Raw genomic sequence first — 17,006 nt, 5'->3', positions numbered from 1 at the left:
GCAGGCAATGGCCGCGGCGGACGGCAGGAACACCATGCGGTCCCGGCTGGGCTTCGCCGTGCGGCGCTTTGCCTTTGGCCTGGCTGACACCATGGTGACCCTGCCCATCTTGCGCTGGACCTGGCGGGGACTGGCCGACGATGCCTTTACCGGTGCGCTGCACGAATTTCGTCCCGCCGACCGCGAGGCCGTGCGCGACATGATGGCGGGGCGCTATCTGCTGGCCAGCAAACTGATCGAAACCCATGGCCTGTCGCCCTTTGCCATCCCGGTCGACCATGCCGACTGGTGGTTCAACCTGCACGGCTTTTCCTGGCTGCGCCATTTCCGCGACGTGGACGATAGCGGTGAGCGCCATTTTGCCCGCACCCTGGTGCTCGACTGGATTGGCCGCGAAGGCCGCTTCGGCCGACAGACCTGGGCGCCAGCCCTGACCGCGCAGCGCGTGCTCAACTGGCTGCGGCACCTGCCGCTGCTGCTTGATGGCGCCACTCCCGAGCAGGCCAAGACCATCCAGCGCGTGCTGGGTGCCCAGATCCAGAGCCTCAAGCTGCGCGGGCGCCTCGCCGCCGACCCCGGCGATGCCCTGTTTGCCGCCATCGCCCTGGCCGGCGCGCAATATTGCGAGCAGGGCGAACACACCGACACTCGCCGCATCGACCGACTCAATCGCATCCTGGCCGCCCAGCTCGATGCCGATGGCCTGCATCGCTCGCGCAACCCCAAGCTGCAATTGCAGTTGCTGGTCGAGCTGGTCAGTGTTCGCCGCGTCGCCAGCCAGCTCAAGTCCGATGCCTCCCTTGAACTGGCGGCCCAGATCGACCGCATGCATGAAAGCCTCGATGCCCTGACGCTGTCGAGCGGCGAGCCGGCCTATTTCAACGGCGGCGGTCATCTCCCCCATGACGTGCTAATCGCCATCCAGGCCAATGCCGCCGGCCATCAGCGGCGCTCCAAGTTGTTGGGTGGCTACGGCATTTTGCGCGCCGGCGAGGCCGTGGTCATCGCCGATTCCGGCCGCATCCCGCCACCGGGCTTTGCCGAAAACGTCCATGCCAGCCCCCTGGCGCTCGAATTTTCCCATGGCAGCGAGCTGATCCTGGGCAGTTGCGGCCCCGCCCCGGCCGATCTGGCCGCCAGCAAGGCTCTGTTCCGCCAGGGTATCGCCCACTCCGCGCCCACCATCGATTCGGAAAATGCCTCCCCAACGCCGCCGGCGCAGATGACCCTCGCGCCAGCTGATCAGTTGCTGTCCATTACCACCGCCGCCTATGCCCGGCGTTTTGGCGTCGATCTCGAACGCCGCATCACCCTGCTCTCGGGCGGCACGACTTTGGTTGGCCAGGACCGCATGATCGCCCACGGCACCGCCTCGGGCACCATTGCTGTGCGCTTTCATCTGGCGCCCGGCGTGCGGCTGCAGCGCAATCGCGACGAAAGCATGGTCCGCCTGCACCTGCCCAATGGCGCTATCTGGAGCTTTCTCTGGGAGGGGGCAGCCTGCCGCGACGAGGAAAGCGTGCGCCAGTCGGCCTATGTCGGCCTGCACAAGACGCGCCAGCTGGTGCTTGAAACCCGGGTCGTCGCCGGCAGCGAAATCGCCTGGATTTTCACCCTCGAGCAGCCCTAGTGCTTTGACCCGCACTTGGCGTTCTGGCGGCTTCGTGCTAGCGAGCGCCCCAATTCACCACCAAATAGGGCACACACCTCATGGGCAAGACGGTCACGGTCGGGCGCGCACTGCTTTCGGTATTCGACAAATCCGGCATGGCCGACTTTGCCAGGGGCCTGAGCGCGGCGGGCGTGGAGCTGGTCTCGACCGGCGGCACCCACAAGCTGATCAAGGATGCCGGCCTGCCCGTCCGCGAGATCGCCGACCTGACCGGCTTTCCCGAAATGATGGATGGCCGCGTCAAGACCCTGCACCCCAAGGTGCATGGCGGCCTGCTGGCCGTGCGCGACAAGCCCGACCATGCCGCATCCATGGCCGAGCACGCCATCAGTGCCATCGACCTTGTCGCGGTCAATCTCTACCCCTTCGAGAAGACTGTCGCCTCCGGCGCCAGCTATGACGAGATCATCGAGAATATCGATATTGGTGGTCCGGCCATGGTCCGCTCGGCGGCCAAAAACCACGCCTTCGTGACGGTTGTTGTCGACCCGGCCGACTATCCCGCCATTCTGGCCGCCATCGCCGAGACCGGTGGCGTGCCCTACCCCATGCGCCAGCAGCTGGCCGCCAAGGCCTATGCCCGCACCGCCGCCTATGACAGCGCTATCTCAACCTGGTTCGCCAAGGCGATCGACTATCCTGAAATTCCCTATCGCAGCTTTGCCGGCAACCTGCGCGAAGTCATGCGCTATGGCGAAAACCCCCATCAATGGGCCGGTTTCTATGCCAATGGCGATACCCGTCCCGGTGTGGCCACCGCCACCCAGGTGCAGGGCAAGACCCTGAGCTACAACAATATCAACGACACCGACGCCGCTTTCGAGCTGGTCAGCGAGTTCGACGCTGCCGAGGTCGCCGCCGTTGCCATCATCAAGCACGCCAATCCATGTGGTGTCGGCGTGGCCGGCGACCTGCTGACCGCCTATCAGAACGCCCTGCGCACCGATCCGGTCTCCGCCTTCGGCGGCATTGTCGCCACCAACCGCGAGATCGATGCCGCCACCGCCACTGAGATCGTCAAGGTGTTTACCGAAGTGATCGTGGCGCCGTCGGCGACCCAGGAAGCCCAGGACATCATCGCCGCCAAGAAGAACCTGCGCCTGCTGCTGACCGGCGGGCTGGCCGACCCCAAGGCAGATGGCCTCATGGTTAAATCGGTGGCCGGGGGCCTGCTGGTCCAGTCGCGCGATAACCGCAATGTCGACGACTGCGAGCTCAGGATCGTGACCAAGCGCCAGCCTACCGAAGCTGAGATGGCCGACCTGCGCCTGGCCGCCAAGGTCGCCAAGCACGTCAAGTCCAACGCCATCGTCTATGTCAAGGACGGCGCCACCGTCGGCATCGGCGCCGGCCAGATGTCCAGGGTCGATTCCGCCCTCACCGCCCATCGCAAGTCCATCGACGCAGCCAAGGCCGCGGGCCTTGAAGGCGCATTGACCACGGGCTCGGTGGCCGCTTCGGATGCTTTCTTCCCCTTTGCCGACGGGCTTGAGGCCCTGGTTGCCGCCGGCGCCACCGCCGTCATCCAGCCGGGCGGCTCGATGCGCGATGATGAGGTCATCGCCGCCGCCGATGCCGCGGGCATTGCCATGGTGATGACCGGCATGCGCCACTTCCGCCACTAGGGACGAGACTGCAACATTACCAAACCATAATTAGGTATGTCCGCGGAAGGTAATTGTTTCTTGAGAATGGCATGACAGATTGCCCGGGTCGCGCTTGAGGCGCGGCCCAGAGGCTTTCGATGCGGCTTACCATTCCTTCAGACCTGTCGGCATTGCTCCATGCTGGCCTGTGGCGCGTCATCGGCTCACTGGGCATCAAGGTCGCGACTGCGGGCCTGACCTACCTGACCTATGTCGTGCTTTCCCGCACCATGACGGTGCCGGAATACGGCCATTTTGCCTTTGGCCTGGCTCTGGCCACCGTGCTGGCCATTGCCGCCGGCGTGGGCCAGCCCACCGCCATCCTGCGTCTCTGGTCGCAGGAGACGGTTGCCGGCAACCGGGCCGCTGCCACTGCAGCGGTGCAGGCCGGCTCCATGCTCACCATCCTGTCTGGCCTGACCATCGCTTTGGTCATGTGTCTGGTGGTCTTTCTCTGGGTGCTCCTGCTACCCTTGGAGGATACGGCCAACCATTTTTATGGCGCCGCCTTCCTGATTCTCCCCATGGCACTGGCGGAGTACAATTCCTCGGCCCTGCGGGCCCAGGGCTCGCTCTGGACCGCCTTGGTGCCGCGCGACATTCTCTGGCGCATCGCTCTGCCCGCCGTGGTTCTGGGCCTGTTCAGCGTCGGTATCGTGCTCAGCGGCCCCGATGCGCTGGTGCTCTCGGCCGCCCTGCTGTCGGGCATGCTGGCACTGCAGTTCTGGGGCGCCATAACCCGCCGCTATGTCTTGAGTCCCGTGGTGGGCGTCGTTGGACCCTACTGGCAGCGCTGGGGCGGCCTCAGCCGCTGGTTCCTGCTCGGCACCTTGATAGAGACGGTCGCTCTCAATGCCGACGTGGTCCTCGTGGGATTGATGCTCAACCTCGAAAGCTCGGGCCTCTACTTCAACGCCTTCCGCACCGCCGGCCTGATGACGCTCTTCACCTTTGCCATCGAACTGGTGATTGCCCCGATGATCGCCCAGCATTTCCATGCCGGCGAGATGCGCAAGGCCCAGGCCATTGCGGCCATGGCCTCGTTTGCCGGCTTTGCCTTTTCCCTGCTGGTCTTTGTCGCCTTCTTCGGCTGGGGCGAGTGGATCCTCAGCCTGTTCGGACCTGCCTATGCCGAAGGCTGGCTGGTGCTGGTCCTGCTGGCCCTCGGGCTGCTGTTTGACGCCGCCACCGGTCCGTCCAAGATCGTGATGATGATGACCGGGCATGAACGCGCCTATGCCATGATTTTCGGCGGCATCATGGGCGCCGGCCTGATCGTGCAGATCCTCATCATTCCCACCTATGGGGTGATCGGCGCGGCCGCAGCCAATATGGGCGCCCGCATCCTCGCCCAGCTGTCGATCGCCCTGTGGTGTCGGTTGCGCATTGGCCTCGACACCAGCGTGCTGGGTGTTTTCGCGGTCAGGGGTACGCAGGACCGTCTGCCGCAGTAACTCAAGCGTACCCGAGAGTACGGTAATGCTTGACCCTTCTGCCGCACCGGCTTAGAACCACTCCAAACTTTCCCTGCCGGAATACCGCTATGACCAAGGCCCGTACGCTCTACGACAAGATCTGGGACGACCACCTGGTGCAGAACAACGAGGATGGTACCTCGCTGCTCTATATCGACCGGCACCTGGTGCATGAAGTCACGAGCCCCCAGGCCTTCGAGGGTCTGCGGCTGAACAATCGCAAGGTACGGCACCCCGAGCGCACCCTGGCGGTGGTGGACCACAATGTCCCCACCACCGACCGCTCGCTGCCCAATCCGGACCCCGAAAGCGCCATCCAGATCGCCACGCTGGCCGAAAACACGGCCGATTTCGGCATCGAATATTTCGACCCCTTCGACAAGCGCCAGGGCATCGTCCACATCGTCGGGCCAGAGCAGGGGTTCACCCTGCCCGGCATGACCATTGTCTGTGGCGACAGCCATACCTCCACCCATGGCGCCTTTGGCGCGCTGGCCCATGGCATCGGCACCTCCGAGGTCGAGCACGTGCTCGCGACCCAGACGCTGATCCAGCAGAAGGCCAAGAACATGCTGGTGCGGGTGGACGGCAAGCTGCCGCCGCACGTCACGGCCAAGGACATCATTCTCGCCATTATCGGCGAGATCGGCACGGCCGGCGGCAATGGCCATGTCATCGAGTTTGCCGGCGAGGCCATCCAGGCCCTCTCCATGGAAGGCCGCATGACCGTCTGCAACATGACCATCGAGGGCGGCGCCCGCGCCGGCCTGATCGCCCCCGACCAGACCACCTATGACTACGTCAAGGGCCGCAACCGCGCGCCAACCGGCCAGGCCTGGGACATGGCGCTCGACTACTGGAAGACGCTCTATACCGACGAAGGCGCCGTCTATGACAAGGTCGTGGTGCTCGACGCAGCCAACCTGCCGCCCATCGTCTCCTGGGGCTCATCGCCCGAGGACGTGATCTCGGTAACCGGCGCCGTTCCCGATCCTGACGCGATCGATGATGAAAACAAGCGCGCCTCCAAGTGGCGAGCGCTGGACTATATGGGCCTCAAGCCCGGCACGCCGATCACCGAGATCGGCATTGACCGCGTCTTCATCGGCTCCTGCACCAATGGCCGCATCGAGGACCTGCGCGCTGCCGCAGCCGTCATCGGTGGCCGCAAGGTGGCCTCCACGGTCAGCGCCATGGTCGTGCCGGGCTCCGGCCTGGTCAAGGACCAGGCCGAGGCCGAGGGCCTCGACGTTATTTTCAAGGATGCCGGCTTTGAATGGCGTGAGCCCGGCTGCTCGATGTGCCTGGCCATGAACCCGGACAAGCTCAAGCCGCAGGAACGCTGCGCCTCCACATCCAACCGCAACTTCGAGGGCCGTCAGGGCTTCAAGGGGCGGACGCACCTGGTCTCCCCCGCCATGGCGGCGGCAGCGGCCATTGCCGGCCACTTCGTCGACATTCGCGAGTGGCAGTGAGCGAGCTCGACTGGGGGGCGCGCTTCGCGCCCACCCTTGACGACATTGAGGCCCTGGCCAGCCGCGCGCTGGCCGGCCTGCCAGAGCCGTTCAAATCGCTTTCGGCAGACGTCACCTGCACCGTGGCCGATTATGCCGAGGACGACGTGCTGGAAGGCTTTGGCATGGAGGGCCCCTTCGAACTCATGGGCCTGTTTTCCGGCGTCGGCCTCACTGAAGACGGCGCCGTGCCGCAAACCGGCCAGTTGCCCAACACGGTGTTCCTCTACCGCCGCGCCATTCTCGATTACTGGGCCGAGAACGATGACAACACGCTCGGCGACGTCGTTGCTCACGTGCTGATTCATGAGCTTGGCCACCATTTCGGCTTGTCTGACAGTGACATGGAAGCCATCGAGGCTGCAGCCGACGTCTCCTGACAGCCCGACGTTGCTTGCAATTGATTCAATACTGCATCAATTCAGCGCGCCCGTTGTTAAGGTAAATATGCAGTAAAGATTGGGATTTCCTGCAATTTGGCTATTACGTTACATTAACGTCTGCATGACCCAGCCGGGCCAGCAGATCCAACGATAATGTGGGAAGACCAAATGACCACCCGAGCCAAGATGAACCTGAAGATCGTCCAGCCAGAAATCGAGCAGATGGAAGCCGTGATGCAGGAAGCCGCGAAGCAGACCGCACCGATGGTGCAGCGATTGGCCGCTCACCGCGACCGCATCGACCTCGCCGTCAAGGAACTCGAGAGCGAGCGCTTCGAGCTGCTGTCGCGCCGCGACCTCGTCCGTCGCCAGGCCGAAGCCGTCGAGCAGGGCCTGTCCATGCACATCGCGGACATTGAAGCCACGATGCGCCTGTACGAAGCCGGCCTGAACTCGCTCGCGACGCCTGAGTGAGCCGCCTGACCCCTCTGGAGGCGGCTTCACGCCGCGAGCCGAGCCTGCCTGCTAAAGCCTGATTTGATCTCTGACCAATATCTAGACTTTTTCGACAAACTCGAATTCGGCCTCGCTGCCTCCAGACGGATCATCCGACACCCGCAGGGCAAGGTTGTTGGCGTCCAGCGCGTCAAACCATTCGTCCCAGCTGACCAGGTCAAAGCCACCGATCCGGTCCGGACCCTGATTGCCATCGGTATTGATCTCATACTGGCCGAAGGTCAGTTGCAGCAGCGTGCGCGTACCGGTCCCCTCCGGGGTTTCCATCAGCATTGGATTGCCACCCCGCGCTGCGGCCCATTCGCGGATCTCTTCTCGGTCGGTCAGAATCTTGGCCATGGCATGCACTCCTGCTGTAAAACGTCTCCGGACAAGCCGTCCGGATGGGGTATGGTTCCGCGACAATTCCCAATCCGGGCATTGCCTGCTAAGAGCACCTTAGACCGCCCGGAGCCGCCATGACCACCCAGAACAGCAATCGCATCCTGCTCGGCCAGATCGGCGCCGCCCACGGCATCAAGGGCGCCGTCCGCATCGCCGCCCATACCCAGGATCCGCTGGCCATTGGCTCCTATGGCCCGCTGCATACCGACCGGCCGGGCCTGGTCATAACCATCGACAAGCTGCGCCTGCACAAGAATGTGGTCGTTGCTCACATCAAGGGCATTGCTGACCGCGACGCTGCCGAAAAGCTCAACGGCGTCAGCCTCTTTGTCGACCGTGACCGGCTGCCCGAACCGGAAGACGAGGACGATTTCTACCATGCCGACCTGATCGGTCTCGAGGCACGACTGCAATCGGGCCAGATCATCGGCCAGGTGTCGGCCCTGCCCAATTTCGGCGCCGGCGACCTGATTGAAATTCGCGATCCCCAGAGCGGCGACACCTACCTCTATCCATTCACCCGCGCTGTAGTGCCGGCCGTCCGCATTGCCGAGGGCTATCTCGTCATCGAAGTGCCGCTCGAGGCGCCCGAGGGCGAGGAAGAGCCCGATTGAGCTTCTCGGCATCAATCATCACGCTCTTTCCCGAGCTGTTTCCCGGCCCGCTGGGCGCCTCCGTACTGGGCCGCGGCCTGGCGGACGGCCTGTGGTCGCTCAACGCCGTGCAATTGCGCAGCTTTGCCACCGATCGCCACCACACCGTCGATGATACCCCATCGGGTGGCGGCGCCGGCATGGTGCTCAAGCCCGACATCCTGGCCCGCGCCATCGACACAGTCTCACCGCAGGGCGACTACCGCCCGCGCATCCTGATGTCGCCGCGCGGCACACCCCTGACGCAGCAGCGCGCCCGCCAGCTGGCTTTGGGGCCAGGCGCCGTGATCGTCTGCGGCCGTTTCGAGGGTATCGACCAACGGGTCATCGACGCCCGCGGGCTGGAGGAAATCTCGATCGGCGACTATGTGCTGGCGGGGGGCGAAGTCGCCGCCATGGTGCTGCTGGAGGCCGTTGTGCGCCTCATTCCGGGCGTGCTGGGCGGGGCTGACAGCCATGCCGACGAGAGTTTTGAAAACGGCCAGCTCGAATATCCGCAATATACCAGGCCGCAATCCTTCGAGGGCCTCGATATTCCCCCGGTGCTGACATCAGGCGATCACGGCAAGATCGCCAAGTGGCGGGCCGAGCAGAGCCTGGCCCTGACGCAGGCGCGCCGCCCCGATCTTCTGCCGCCCAAGCCACAAAGCACCATCAAACGCTAGACTCTTGGGCGCTTTTCCCCTATAGCCGCGCCACTATCCGCGTGTCGGGCTAATCGGACCTGCCGCGCACCAATAAAAAGACGACCAAACTCCGTTACCAACCAAGACCGGGCGATCGGACCGCAAGGCTCGAATAAACGCTCCTTTGAAAAGATTCAGAACGGAATCGACATGTCCAGCATCATCGAACAGCTCGAAGCCGAGCAGATGGCCGCTGTCGCCGCCAAGCGCCAGCTGCCCGAATTTACCCACGGCGACACCGTCAAGGTGTGGGTCCGCATCACCGAAGGCACCAAGGAGCGTCTGCAGGCCTATGAAGGCATTGTGATCGCTTTCAACGGCGGCGGCGTGATGGAATCCTTCACCGTGCGCAAGATTTCCTATGGCGAAGGCGTCGAGCGCGTCTTCCCGCTCTATTCGCCCAACGTGGCGTCGGTGGAAGTGCTCAAGCGCGGCAAGGTCCGTCGCGCCAAGCTGTACTACCTGCGCGATCGTCGCGGCAAATCTGCCCGCATTTTCGAATCGACCAATTCGCGTACCAAGAAGATCGAAGCTACCGAGCGCACCGCCGCTGTGGCGGCCAAGGAAGCCCGCGAGGCCGAAAAGGTTGCAGCTGCCCAGGCTTTCGCCGCCGAACAGGCCGCCAAGGAAGCCGAAGCCGCAGCAGCAGCGAAGGCCGCTGAACAGGCCGCCGCTGCCGAGGCTGAAGCCGCCAGCGCCGAGCCAAAGGCTGAATAATCTGGCCTAAGCCAGCCGCTCCCACCGGAGCGATCAGGATCAGAGCCCGGCCCCGCAAGGTGCCGGGCTTTTTCGTGTGCCCTGTCACCGATTCACGTGAAACCCTCCGCAGCAACACCGCCATTTCCGGCTTTACCTCTCCTTGCGCCTCCGCGATAAGAGGGGCCCGCAAGCGCAAAGGCCCGTCATGACCGTCTCCATCGTCACCTGGAACATCAATTCGGTGCGCCTGCGCCTGCCCATGGTGCTCGATTTCATCGCCCAGTATCACCCCGATGTGCTGATGCTGCAGGAGATCAAGTGCACCAATGACCAGTTCCCAGCCAAGGCCTTTGCCGAGGCCGGCTATCCGCACCAGGCAGTGCATGGCCAGAAGGGCTATCACGGCGTCGCCATCGTCTCGAAATTTCCCCTGACCGACGTTTCAAGCCGCGTGTTCTGCGACATTCCCGAATCGCGCCACGTCTCCGCCTTGACCGATTTCGGCCATGGCCCGGTGACGCTGCACGATTTCTACATTCCCGCCGGCGGCGACGAGCCCGACCCGGCCATCAACCCCAAATTCAAGCACAAGCTGGGATTCTTGAGCGAACTGACCAGCTGGTTCAACGAGCCCATCTTCCAGCGCGGTCATTTGATCGCCGGCGATTTCAACATCGCGCCGCATGAAAATGACGTCTGGAGCCACAAGCAGTTGCTCAAGATCGTCAGCCATACCCCGGTGGAAACCGAAGCGCTCGACGCCCTGCTCAGTGGCGGCCATGGCTGGATCGACCTAGTGCGCAAGCATGTGCCCTATGACCAGAAGCTCTATTCCTGGTGGAGCTATCGCAGCGCCGATTGGGAGCTGGCCAACAAGGGCCGCCGGCTCGACCATATCTGGTCAACCGCCGATGTTGCGGCCCATTGCATTGGTGCGGAAATCATCAAACCGGCTCGCGGCTGGACCGACAAGCCGAGCGACCACGTGCCGGTCATTGCCCGCTTCGCCGGCGTCTAGCTCTCGCCAGCCCGCATCCGGCGACCCACGGGCTCGAGCGCCCCGAGATAACTGCCCAGGTCGCGCTCGATGCGCGCCACCGCGCGCTGCGCCAGATCAGGCGACTGCTGCAGCAGCTTGAGAAAGGCGTGGCGCGGCACGAAGAGAGTTTCGCAATCGGTCACTGCCGTGAATGTAACCTGGCGCGGCTTGTCCAGGATCAACGCCATGGACGACACCACGCTGCCCGGCTCGGAGATCGCATAGGGCTTGCTGGCGCCCTTTCCCTCGGGTTTGGCCTTGAGCGTACCCGAGATCAGCACATGGGCGCCGTGCGGCACGCTGCCGGCCTGGTAGAGCACCGCGTCGGCGTCGAAATGCCGACGATCACCAGCGAACGCCAGCATGCGGCGCTGCTCATCGTCGCAGATATCGAAAAATTCGGCTTGCGCCAGTGCGGCGGCCGCCTCGTCCCTGATCATAAGCCCCGTTCCGGATGCACTTTGGCCGTGTCGCAGCAAAGCCATGCCATCCTATAGGGCATTTGACGCGCATTTATACCCGATTTTGTGTTTCCGGGCCGCCGTCCACGGCTTTCACGGCACCAGGCGGTATCCACCCTCCTGGGTCACCAGCAGGCGAGCATTGGAGGGGTCGCGTTCGATCTTCTGGCGCAGGCGATAAATATGGGTTTCCAGCGTATGGGTGGTTACCCGATTGTTGTAGCCCCAGACTTCCTTGAGCAGGATATCGCGGGAAATCGTCTTGGGACCCTGACGGTAGAGATATTTGAGGATCGAGGTTTCCTTGTCCGTAAGGCGCACCTTGATGCCGTCATTGGTCTCGAGCATCTTCACCGAGGGCTGGAAGCTGTAGGGCCCGATGGTGAACACCACATCTTCGCTCTGGTCATGCTGGCGCAATGCCGCATTGATGCGCGCCAGCAGCACCGGAAAGCGGAATGGCTTGGTCAGGTAGTCATTGGCGCCCGAATCAAGGCCCAGGATCTGGTCGGCATCGCTGTCATGGCCGGTGAGCATCAGGATGGGGCTGTTATAGCCCTCCGCGCGCAACAGCTTTACCGCATCCCGTCCGTCCATGTCGGGCAGACCGACATCGAGAATGGTCAGATCGATATTATTTTCACGTGTAGACTTGAGGGCGTCATTGGCCGTGCCCGCCTGGAGAATTTCGAACTCGGGGTGGGCCTCGAGTTGCTCGACCAGCGTCTGGCGCAGGTCTGCATCGTCGTCCACCAGCAGGATGCGTCGCTTGTTCATTGTTTTCTCCGGTCTTTTCGCATCGACCCGGCCTTGGGCCACACTATTGCAACCAGTTTTTGACCAGCCAATCACAACGGCGTTATACAGAACAACAACGACGTCCCAGGCCCAGAAGTTGCAGCCGTTCGCTCACAGGAGGACTATTTTCCGGTGCGGCCGTTAAGCCGCGGGCGGACGACCGCCGAACAGGGCCGAGCCAAGCCGCACATGGCTTGCCCCCATGCCGATGGCGATTTCGAAATCGCCACTCATGCCCATCGACAGCTCCGCCACGCCGGCATCGCGCGCCAGCGCCATCATTTGGGCAAAATACGGTCCCGGCGGCACCCCGTCGGGCGGGATGCACATGAGCCCGACCACGTTGAGCCCATGCGGGCTGCGGCAGCGTGCCACAAAATCCACCGTCTCGTCCGGCGCGATGCCGGCCTTTTGCGGCTCAAGCCCGATATTGACCTGCACGAAGCACGGCAATTGCCGCCCGGCTTTGGTCATCTCCTCGGCCAGCACCCCGGCCAGGCGGTCACGGTCAAGCGTTTCGATCACGTCGAACAGCGCCACGGCCTCGCGTGCCTTGTTGGTCTGCAACGGCCCGATCAGATGCAGTTTCACATCGGGATAGCGCTCCCGCAGTGCCGGCCACTTGTCCTTGGCCTCCTGCACCCGGTTTTCTCCGAAGACGCGCTGGCCTGCCTCAAGGAACGGCTCTATCGCCTCTGCGGGAAAGGTTTTGGATACGGCCACCAGGGTAACCGCTGTGGGTGGCGGACCAAAGCGCTGCTGCGCTCGGGCGATGCGTTCCTGGATGGCGGCAAGCTTGTCGGCGGCACTGACATCCATGCTTTCGCCCTGTTCCTGTTGACCTAGCTTGGTATTTCTGGTGATGGTCCGGTAGACAAAATCCCCCATAAACGCAAGCCGCTCCCACCTTCCGCGGCACTTTGCGAGATGTACCCAAGGACGAGCCCAAGTGAGCGTCGAACGCTACAATCCGCGCGAAATGGAACCCAAATGGCAGAAGGTCTGGGACGATGCCCAGAGCTTTGTCACCAGCAATGATGACCCGCGCGAGCCCTATTACGTCCTTGAGATGTTCCCCTATCCGTCGGGCCGCATCCATATGGGCCACGTCCGCAATTATTCCATGGGCGACGTCGTTGCGCGCTATCACCGCGCCAGGGGCAAGAATGTGCTGCACCCCATGGGCTGGGACGCGTTTGGCCTGCCGGCCGAAAACGCCGCCATCGAGCGCAAGACCCATCCCGGCACCTGGACCAGGCAGAATATCGCCGCCATGAAGGCCCAGTTGCAGTCCATGGGCCTGGCCATCGACTGGACGCGCGAGATTGCCACCTGCGAGCCGGAATATTACCAGCACCAGCAGGCCATGTTCATCGACATGATGGCGGCCGGCCTGGTCACCCGCAAGCAGTCCAAGGTCAACTGGGACCCCATCGACATGACCGTGCTGGCCAATGAGCAGGTCATTGACGGCAAGGGCTGGCGTTCCGGCGCCCCGGTCGAGCAGCGCGAACTGACGCAGTGGTTCTTCAAGATCTCCGATTTTGCCGAAGAACTGCTGGCCGGCCTCGATACGCTGACCGAATGGCCCGAAAAGGTCCGCGTCATGCAGCGCAACTGGATCGGCAAGTCCGAAGGGCTGCGCCTCCAGTTCGCATTGATGCCCAATCAGACCGATGCCACGGCCGTCGAGGTGTTCACCACCAGACCCGACACCATATTCGGCGCTTCCTTTATCGCGCTGTCGGCCGATCATCCGCTGAGCACGCAATTGGCAGCCGACAATGCCGGCCTGGCGAGTTTCATCGCCGAATGCCGTTCGCTGGGCACCGCGACCGAAGCCCTCGAAAAGGCAGAGAAAAAGGGCGTATTCACCGGGCTTTACGCAAAGCACCCGGTTATCGAGGGCGCGACTTTGCCCGTCTATGTCGCCAATTTTGTGCTGATGGAATATGGTACCGGAGCGATTTTCGGGTGCCCGGCGCATGACCAGCGCGATCTAGACTTCGCGCGCAAGTATGATTTGCCCGTCACGCCCGTCGTGCTGCCGGCCGGCGCCGATGCAGCTACCTTTGCGGTGGCTGACGAGGCCTTCACCGATGCGGGCACCATTTTCAATTCGGGGTTCCTCGACGGCAAGACCATCGAGGATGCCAAGCGGACGATTGCGGCCCATTTTGCTAAGCGTGAAGTCGATGGCCGGCCCCAGGGCACGGTGGAGGTCAACTACCGTTTGCGCGACTGGGGCGTCTCCCGCCAGCGCTATTGGGGCTGCCCGATCCCGGTGATCCATTGCGAGGTGTGCGGCACCCTGCCCGTGCCCAAGAAGGACCTGCCCGTCGTGCTGCCCGAGGATGTCAGTTTCGACAAGCCCGGCAATGCACTCGATCATCATCCGACCTGGAAGCATGTCCACTGCCCGCAATGCGGCGGCGCCGCAAGACGTGAAACCGATACGATGGACACGTTCGTCGATTCGTCCTGGTACTATGCCCGCTTCACCGCGCCCCACGCGGCGACCCCCACTGTTCCCGAGATCGCCAACCGCTGGTTGCCCGTTGATCAGTATATCGGCGGCGTCGAGCACGCGATCCTGCATCTGCTATATTCGCGCTACTTCACCCGCGCCATGAAGGCGACCGGCCATGTCGGTCTTGATGAACCCTTCAAGGGCCTCTTCACCCAGGGCATGGTGACCCACGAGACCTACAAGTCGCCCAAGGGCGACTGGGTCGCCCCGGTGGACGTGGTGGTCGAGACCTTTGGCGAGGGCCGCCGCGCCCAGCATCTGAAGTCAGGCGAGCGGATCTCGATCGGGTCGATCGAGAAGATGAGCAAATCCAAGAAGAACGTCATCGATCCCGACGAGATCGTCGCCACCTACGGCGCCGATACCGCGCGCTGGTTCATGCTGTCGGATTCGCCGCCTGAACGTGACGTGCAGTGGACCGAGGCCGGCGTCGAAGGCGCCAGCCGCTTCCAGCAGCGCGTATGGCGCTTGGTAGGTGAAACCATCGACATTGTGCAACAGTCATCCGGCACTGTTCGCGAAAGCGACGACAGCGAAGGGCTGGCCCTGCGCAAGATCATTCACCGCGCCGTGCACAATGTCGGCAATGACATCGAGGGCCTGCGCTTCAACCGCGCCGTGGCCCAGATCTATGAGCTGACCAATGCCCTGGTCCGCACCGCCGGCATCTGCGCCGTGGCACCCGCTGGACGGCTGGGCGCCCTGGAACTGGGCGTTTCCCATCTGATCCAGCTGATCGCCCCGATGATGCCGCACCTGGCCGAAACCTGCTGGGAAGCTCTGGGCAAACCGGGCCTCGTGGCCGATGCGCTGTGGCCCGATGTTGATTCAGCACTGCTGGTTGACGACGAGGTGACCCTGCCCATCCAGGTGAACGGCAAGCGCCGCGGCGAAATCACCGTCGCCAAGGGCACGCCGGCCGCGACCGTGGAACAACTGGTCTTGTCTATGGACGAGATTGTCCGCATGCTCGACGGCAAGGCACCCAAGAAGATCGTCATCGTGCCGGACAGGATCGTCAATGTCGTGGTCTGACGCGCTCCGGCGCACCGTACTGGCAGGGCTGTTGCTCGGCATGGGCGCCACTCTGGGGGCCTGTAGCTTTTCGCCCGTCTATAGCGGCACGCTGGCCGACCAGCCGTCCCTCAACCTCGCCTATGCCAAGCCAACCAGCCGCCTGGAACAGATCATCTACCAGGAGCTGTCGCTCCGCTTTGGCAGCTCAACCGCGCCCACAGCCCGCCTGGCGACCGTATCGGCCGCCAGCAGCGGGGCAGACATGGTGGTGACCACCACCACCAACCCGGCCAAGCCCGTCAGCGTCACCGTGACGGCGACGCTGACCATCACCGCCCGCGACGGCAGCGATACCGAACCCACCGTCCTGGCCCGAACGGCGTCGGCAGAATATACCCGATCCGGTCAGGTTCTGGCCGACAATGCAGCCGCGACCGAGGCGGCCGAACGGGCCGCGCGTGGCGCCGCCGAATCGCTGCGCCTGGCTGTGCTGGCGGCACAACGCCGCTGATGACTGCGCTCAAGGCCCATGAAGTCGCGCGCTTTGTCACGCGGCCCGACATTGATGAGGGGATTTTCCTCGCCTATGGGCCAGATACCGGTCTCGTCCGTGAAACCGCCCAGCAACTGATTCGAAAACTGGCTGGGGATGACCCGGAAGCGGCCAGCATCGTGACCCTGGACGGCGCCGAGGTGGATGCCGACCCCTCTATCCTCGCCGTGGAAGCCAAAACCATTTCCCTGTTTGGCGGCAAGCGCATTGTGCGCGTGCGTGGCGCCGGCAAATCCCTGGTCATGACCCTTACCGAACTGCGCGACGACCTCCAGGGTGCCGCCATCGTACTCGAGGCCGGCAATCTCACCCCCAAGGACGCCCTGCGCGCCCTGGTGGAGGCCGCAAGGAACGGGCGGGCCCTGCCCTGCTATCCCGACAGTGACGAGGCCCTGCAGGCGCTGATTCGCGAGACCTTCAATCAGCAGGCCATCCGCGTCGATGCTGACGTCGTGGCGACCCTGCGCGAAATCCTCGGCAATGACCGCGAGATCACGCGCCGCGAACTGGAAAAGCTCTGCCTCTATGCCGCCGCCACCAAGGTACTGACCCGCGAGGATGTGTTGTTGCTGTGTGCCGACAATGGCATGCTGGTGATAGACGCTATCGTCGATGCTGCCGCCGGTGGCCATGCCGAGCGTCTGGAACTGGCTCTCAATCGCGCCCTGTCATCCGCTGTCGATCCGCAGCGGCTGCTGGCCATCTGTGCCATGCATTTTGCCAATCTGCGGCGCTGGCGTATCGAGGTGGATGCGGGCAAATTACCGCGCGCCGTACTGGATGGACAGCGGCCCAAGCCGCATTTCTCAAGAGCCGGCGCCCTGGAACAGCAATTGCGACTCTGGTCGGATACCGCCCTGGCAGGCGCCAGCGCCCGGCTACTGCAGACCACGGCGGACACGAGACGCCGTCCTGGTCTGGCTGAAGCCAGCCTGCGCCGGGCCCTGCTGGCCATCTGCATGATGGCGGCAGCGCACTAG

The 17,006-nt window shown here is 63.5% G+C and carries 17 protein-coding genes; 13 read left to right on the top strand and 4 right to left on the bottom strand.

Annotated features, from left to right (window positions below):
* Positions 1-34 precede the first annotated feature (34 nt).
* From GDR53_RS09170 to GDR53_RS09145, 6 genes are all read left to right on the top strand, one after another.
* On the top strand, positions 35-1,630 hold the full coding sequence (locus GDR53_RS09170; RefSeq protein WP_193337751.1) for a heparinase II/III family protein: 1,596 nt from the start codon (positions 35-37) through the stop codon (positions 1,628-1,630).
* Positions 1,631-1,710: 80 nt separating this feature from the next.
* A complete protein-coding gene (purH, locus tag GDR53_RS09165; RefSeq protein ID WP_193337750.1) occupies positions 1,711-3,297 on the top strand; it encodes a bifunctional phosphoribosylaminoimidazolecarboxamide formyltransferase/IMP cyclohydrolase in 1,587 nt (528 codons plus the stop codon).
* A gap of 119 nt (positions 3,298-3,416) precedes the next feature.
* Positions 3,417-4,772 (top strand): lipopolysaccharide biosynthesis protein, encoded by a 1,356-nt coding sequence (locus GDR53_RS09160; RefSeq protein ID WP_193337749.1) that lies wholly within the window; start codon positions 3,417-3,419, stop codon positions 4,770-4,772.
* Positions 4,773-4,861: 89 nt separating this feature from the next.
* Complete coding sequence (gene leuC, locus GDR53_RS09155; protein ID WP_193337748.1) at positions 4,862-6,268, top strand: 3-isopropylmalate dehydratase large subunit; 1,407 nt, start codon at positions 4,862-4,864, stop codon at positions 6,266-6,268.
* Positions 6,265-6,687: a metallopeptidase family protein gene (locus GDR53_RS09150; protein WP_193337747.1), complete on the top strand. Its 423-nt coding sequence runs from the start codon at positions 6,265-6,267 to the stop codon at positions 6,685-6,687. The genes leuC and GDR53_RS09150 overlap by 4 nt, the downstream gene beginning before the upstream one ends.
* A gap of 171 nt (positions 6,688-6,858) precedes the next feature.
* Positions 6,859-7,164: a hypothetical protein gene (locus GDR53_RS09145; RefSeq protein ID WP_193337746.1), complete on the top strand. Its 306-nt coding sequence runs from the start codon at positions 6,859-6,861 to the stop codon at positions 7,162-7,164.
* 81 nt (positions 7,165-7,245) lie between these two features.
* Here the strand turns inward: GDR53_RS09145 and GDR53_RS09140 are convergent, their stop codons facing one another.
* Entirely contained in the window at positions 7,246-7,545 is a 300-nt protein-coding gene (locus GDR53_RS09140) for a hypothetical protein (protein ID WP_193337745.1), read from the bottom strand.
* Positions 7,546-7,664: 119 nt separating this feature from the next.
* On the opposite strand from GDR53_RS09140, the gene rimM reads away from it, so the two are divergent.
* The 4 genes from rimM (at position 7,665) to GDR53_RS09120 (ending at position 10,646) form a co-directional block, all read left to right on the top strand.
* The gene (gene rimM / locus GDR53_RS09135; RefSeq protein ID WP_193337744.1) at positions 7,665-8,204 is read left to right on the top strand and encodes a ribosome maturation factor RimM; all 540 of its coding nucleotides are present in this window, start codon (positions 7,665-7,667) and stop codon (positions 8,202-8,204) included.
* On the top strand, positions 8,201-8,908 hold the full coding sequence (trmD, locus tag GDR53_RS09130) for a tRNA (guanosine(37)-N1)-methyltransferase TrmD (RefSeq protein ID WP_193337743.1): 708 nt from the start codon (positions 8,201-8,203) through the stop codon (positions 8,906-8,908). The genes rimM and trmD overlap by 4 nt, the downstream gene beginning before the upstream one ends.
* A 171-nt stretch (positions 8,909-9,079) precedes the next feature.
* Positions 9,080-9,646, top strand: coding sequence for a 50S ribosomal protein L19 (gene rplS, locus GDR53_RS09125; RefSeq protein WP_193337742.1), 567 nt, complete (start codon positions 9,080-9,082; stop codon positions 9,644-9,646).
* Between the two features lie 187 nt (positions 9,647-9,833).
* On the top strand, positions 9,834-10,646 hold the full coding sequence (locus GDR53_RS09120; protein ID WP_193337741.1) for an exodeoxyribonuclease III: 813 nt from the start codon (positions 9,834-9,836) through the stop codon (positions 10,644-10,646).
* Here GDR53_RS09120 and GDR53_RS09115 read toward each other — a convergent pair.
* The 3 genes from GDR53_RS09115 to GDR53_RS09105 form a co-directional block, all read right to left on the bottom strand.
* The gene (locus tag GDR53_RS09115; RefSeq protein ID WP_193337740.1) at positions 10,643-11,107 is read right to left on the bottom strand and encodes a Crp/Fnr family transcriptional regulator; all 465 of its coding nucleotides are present in this window, start codon (positions 11,105-11,107) and stop codon (positions 10,643-10,645) included. The two genes, GDR53_RS09120 and GDR53_RS09115, sit on opposite strands and share 4 nt — an antisense overlap.
* Before the next feature lie 114 nt (positions 11,108-11,221).
* On the bottom strand, positions 11,222-11,905 hold the full coding sequence (locus GDR53_RS09110; RefSeq protein WP_193337739.1) for a response regulator transcription factor: 684 nt from the start codon (positions 11,903-11,905) through the stop codon (positions 11,222-11,224).
* A gap of 162 nt (positions 11,906-12,067) precedes the next feature.
* Entirely contained in the window at positions 12,068-12,745 is a 678-nt protein-coding gene (locus GDR53_RS09105) for a YggS family pyridoxal phosphate-dependent enzyme (RefSeq protein WP_193337738.1), read from the bottom strand.
* Positions 12,746-12,875: 130 nt separating this feature from the next.
* Between GDR53_RS09105 and leuS the strand changes: the two genes are divergently transcribed.
* Genes leuS through holA form a run of 3 tightly spaced genes read left to right on the top strand, consistent with a single transcriptional unit; the run spans position 12,876 to position 17,006 of the window.
* Positions 12,876-15,491: a leucine--tRNA ligase gene (leuS, locus tag GDR53_RS09100; RefSeq protein WP_193337737.1), complete on the top strand. Its 2,616-nt coding sequence runs from the start codon at positions 12,876-12,878 to the stop codon at positions 15,489-15,491.
* Positions 15,478-15,984, top strand: coding sequence for an LPS assembly lipoprotein LptE (lptE, locus tag GDR53_RS09095; protein ID WP_193337736.1), 507 nt, complete (start codon positions 15,478-15,480; stop codon positions 15,982-15,984). Before leuS ends, lptE begins: the two co-directional genes overlap by 14 nt.
* A complete protein-coding gene (gene holA / locus GDR53_RS09090) occupies positions 15,984-17,006 on the top strand; it encodes a DNA polymerase III subunit delta (RefSeq protein WP_193337735.1) in 1,023 nt (340 codons plus the stop codon). The genes lptE and holA overlap by 1 nt, the downstream gene beginning before the upstream one ends.

This window comes from Devosia beringensis, from assembly GCF_014926585.1.
GTDB lineage: Bacteria > Pseudomonadota > Alphaproteobacteria > Rhizobiales > Devosiaceae > Devosia > Devosia beringensis.
The sequence above is the reverse complement of the archived record's forward strand: the minus strand, read 5'-3'. Positions and strand labels throughout refer to the sequence as shown.

Coding starts and splice junctions, on each gene's coding strand:
- GDR53_RS09170 (WP_193337751.1), top strand. CDS start 35: ATGCGGTCCCGGCTGGGCTTCGCCGTGCGGCGCTTTGCCTTTGGCCTG.
- purH (WP_193337750.1), top strand. CDS start 1,711: ATGGGCAAGACGGTCACGGTCGGGCGCGCACTGCTTTCGGTATTCGAC.
- GDR53_RS09160 (WP_193337749.1), top strand. CDS start 3,417: ATGCGGCTTACCATTCCTTCAGACCTGTCGGCATTGCTCCATGCTGGC.
- leuC (WP_193337748.1), top strand. CDS start 4,862: ATGACCAAGGCCCGTACGCTCTACGACAAGATCTGGGACGACCACCTG.
- GDR53_RS09145 (WP_193337746.1), top strand. CDS start 6,859: ATGACCACCCGAGCCAAGATGAACCTGAAGATCGTCCAGCCAGAAATC.
- GDR53_RS09140 (WP_193337745.1), bottom strand. CDS start 7,545: ATGGCCAAGATTCTGACCGACCGAGAAGAGATCCGCGAATGGGCCGCA.
- rimM (WP_193337744.1), top strand. CDS start 7,665: ATGACCACCCAGAACAGCAATCGCATCCTGCTCGGCCAGATCGGCGCC.
- rplS (WP_193337742.1), top strand. CDS start 9,080: ATGTCCAGCATCATCGAACAGCTCGAAGCCGAGCAGATGGCCGCTGTC.
- GDR53_RS09120 (WP_193337741.1), top strand. CDS start 9,834: ATGACCGTCTCCATCGTCACCTGGAACATCAATTCGGTGCGCCTGCGC.
- GDR53_RS09115 (WP_193337740.1), bottom strand. CDS start 11,107: ATGATCAGGGACGAGGCGGCCGCCGCACTGGCGCAAGCCGAATTTTTC.
- GDR53_RS09110 (WP_193337739.1), bottom strand. CDS start 11,905: ATGAACAAGCGACGCATCCTGCTGGTGGACGACGATGCAGACCTGCGC.
- GDR53_RS09105 (WP_193337738.1), bottom strand. CDS start 12,745: ATGGATGTCAGTGCCGCCGACAAGCTTGCCGCCATCCAGGAACGCATC.
- lptE (WP_193337736.1), top strand. CDS start 15,478: ATGTCGTGGTCTGACGCGCTCCGGCGCACCGTACTGGCAGGGCTGTTG.
- holA (WP_193337735.1), top strand. CDS start 15,984: ATGACTGCGCTCAAGGCCCATGAAGTCGCGCGCTTTGTCACGCGGCCC.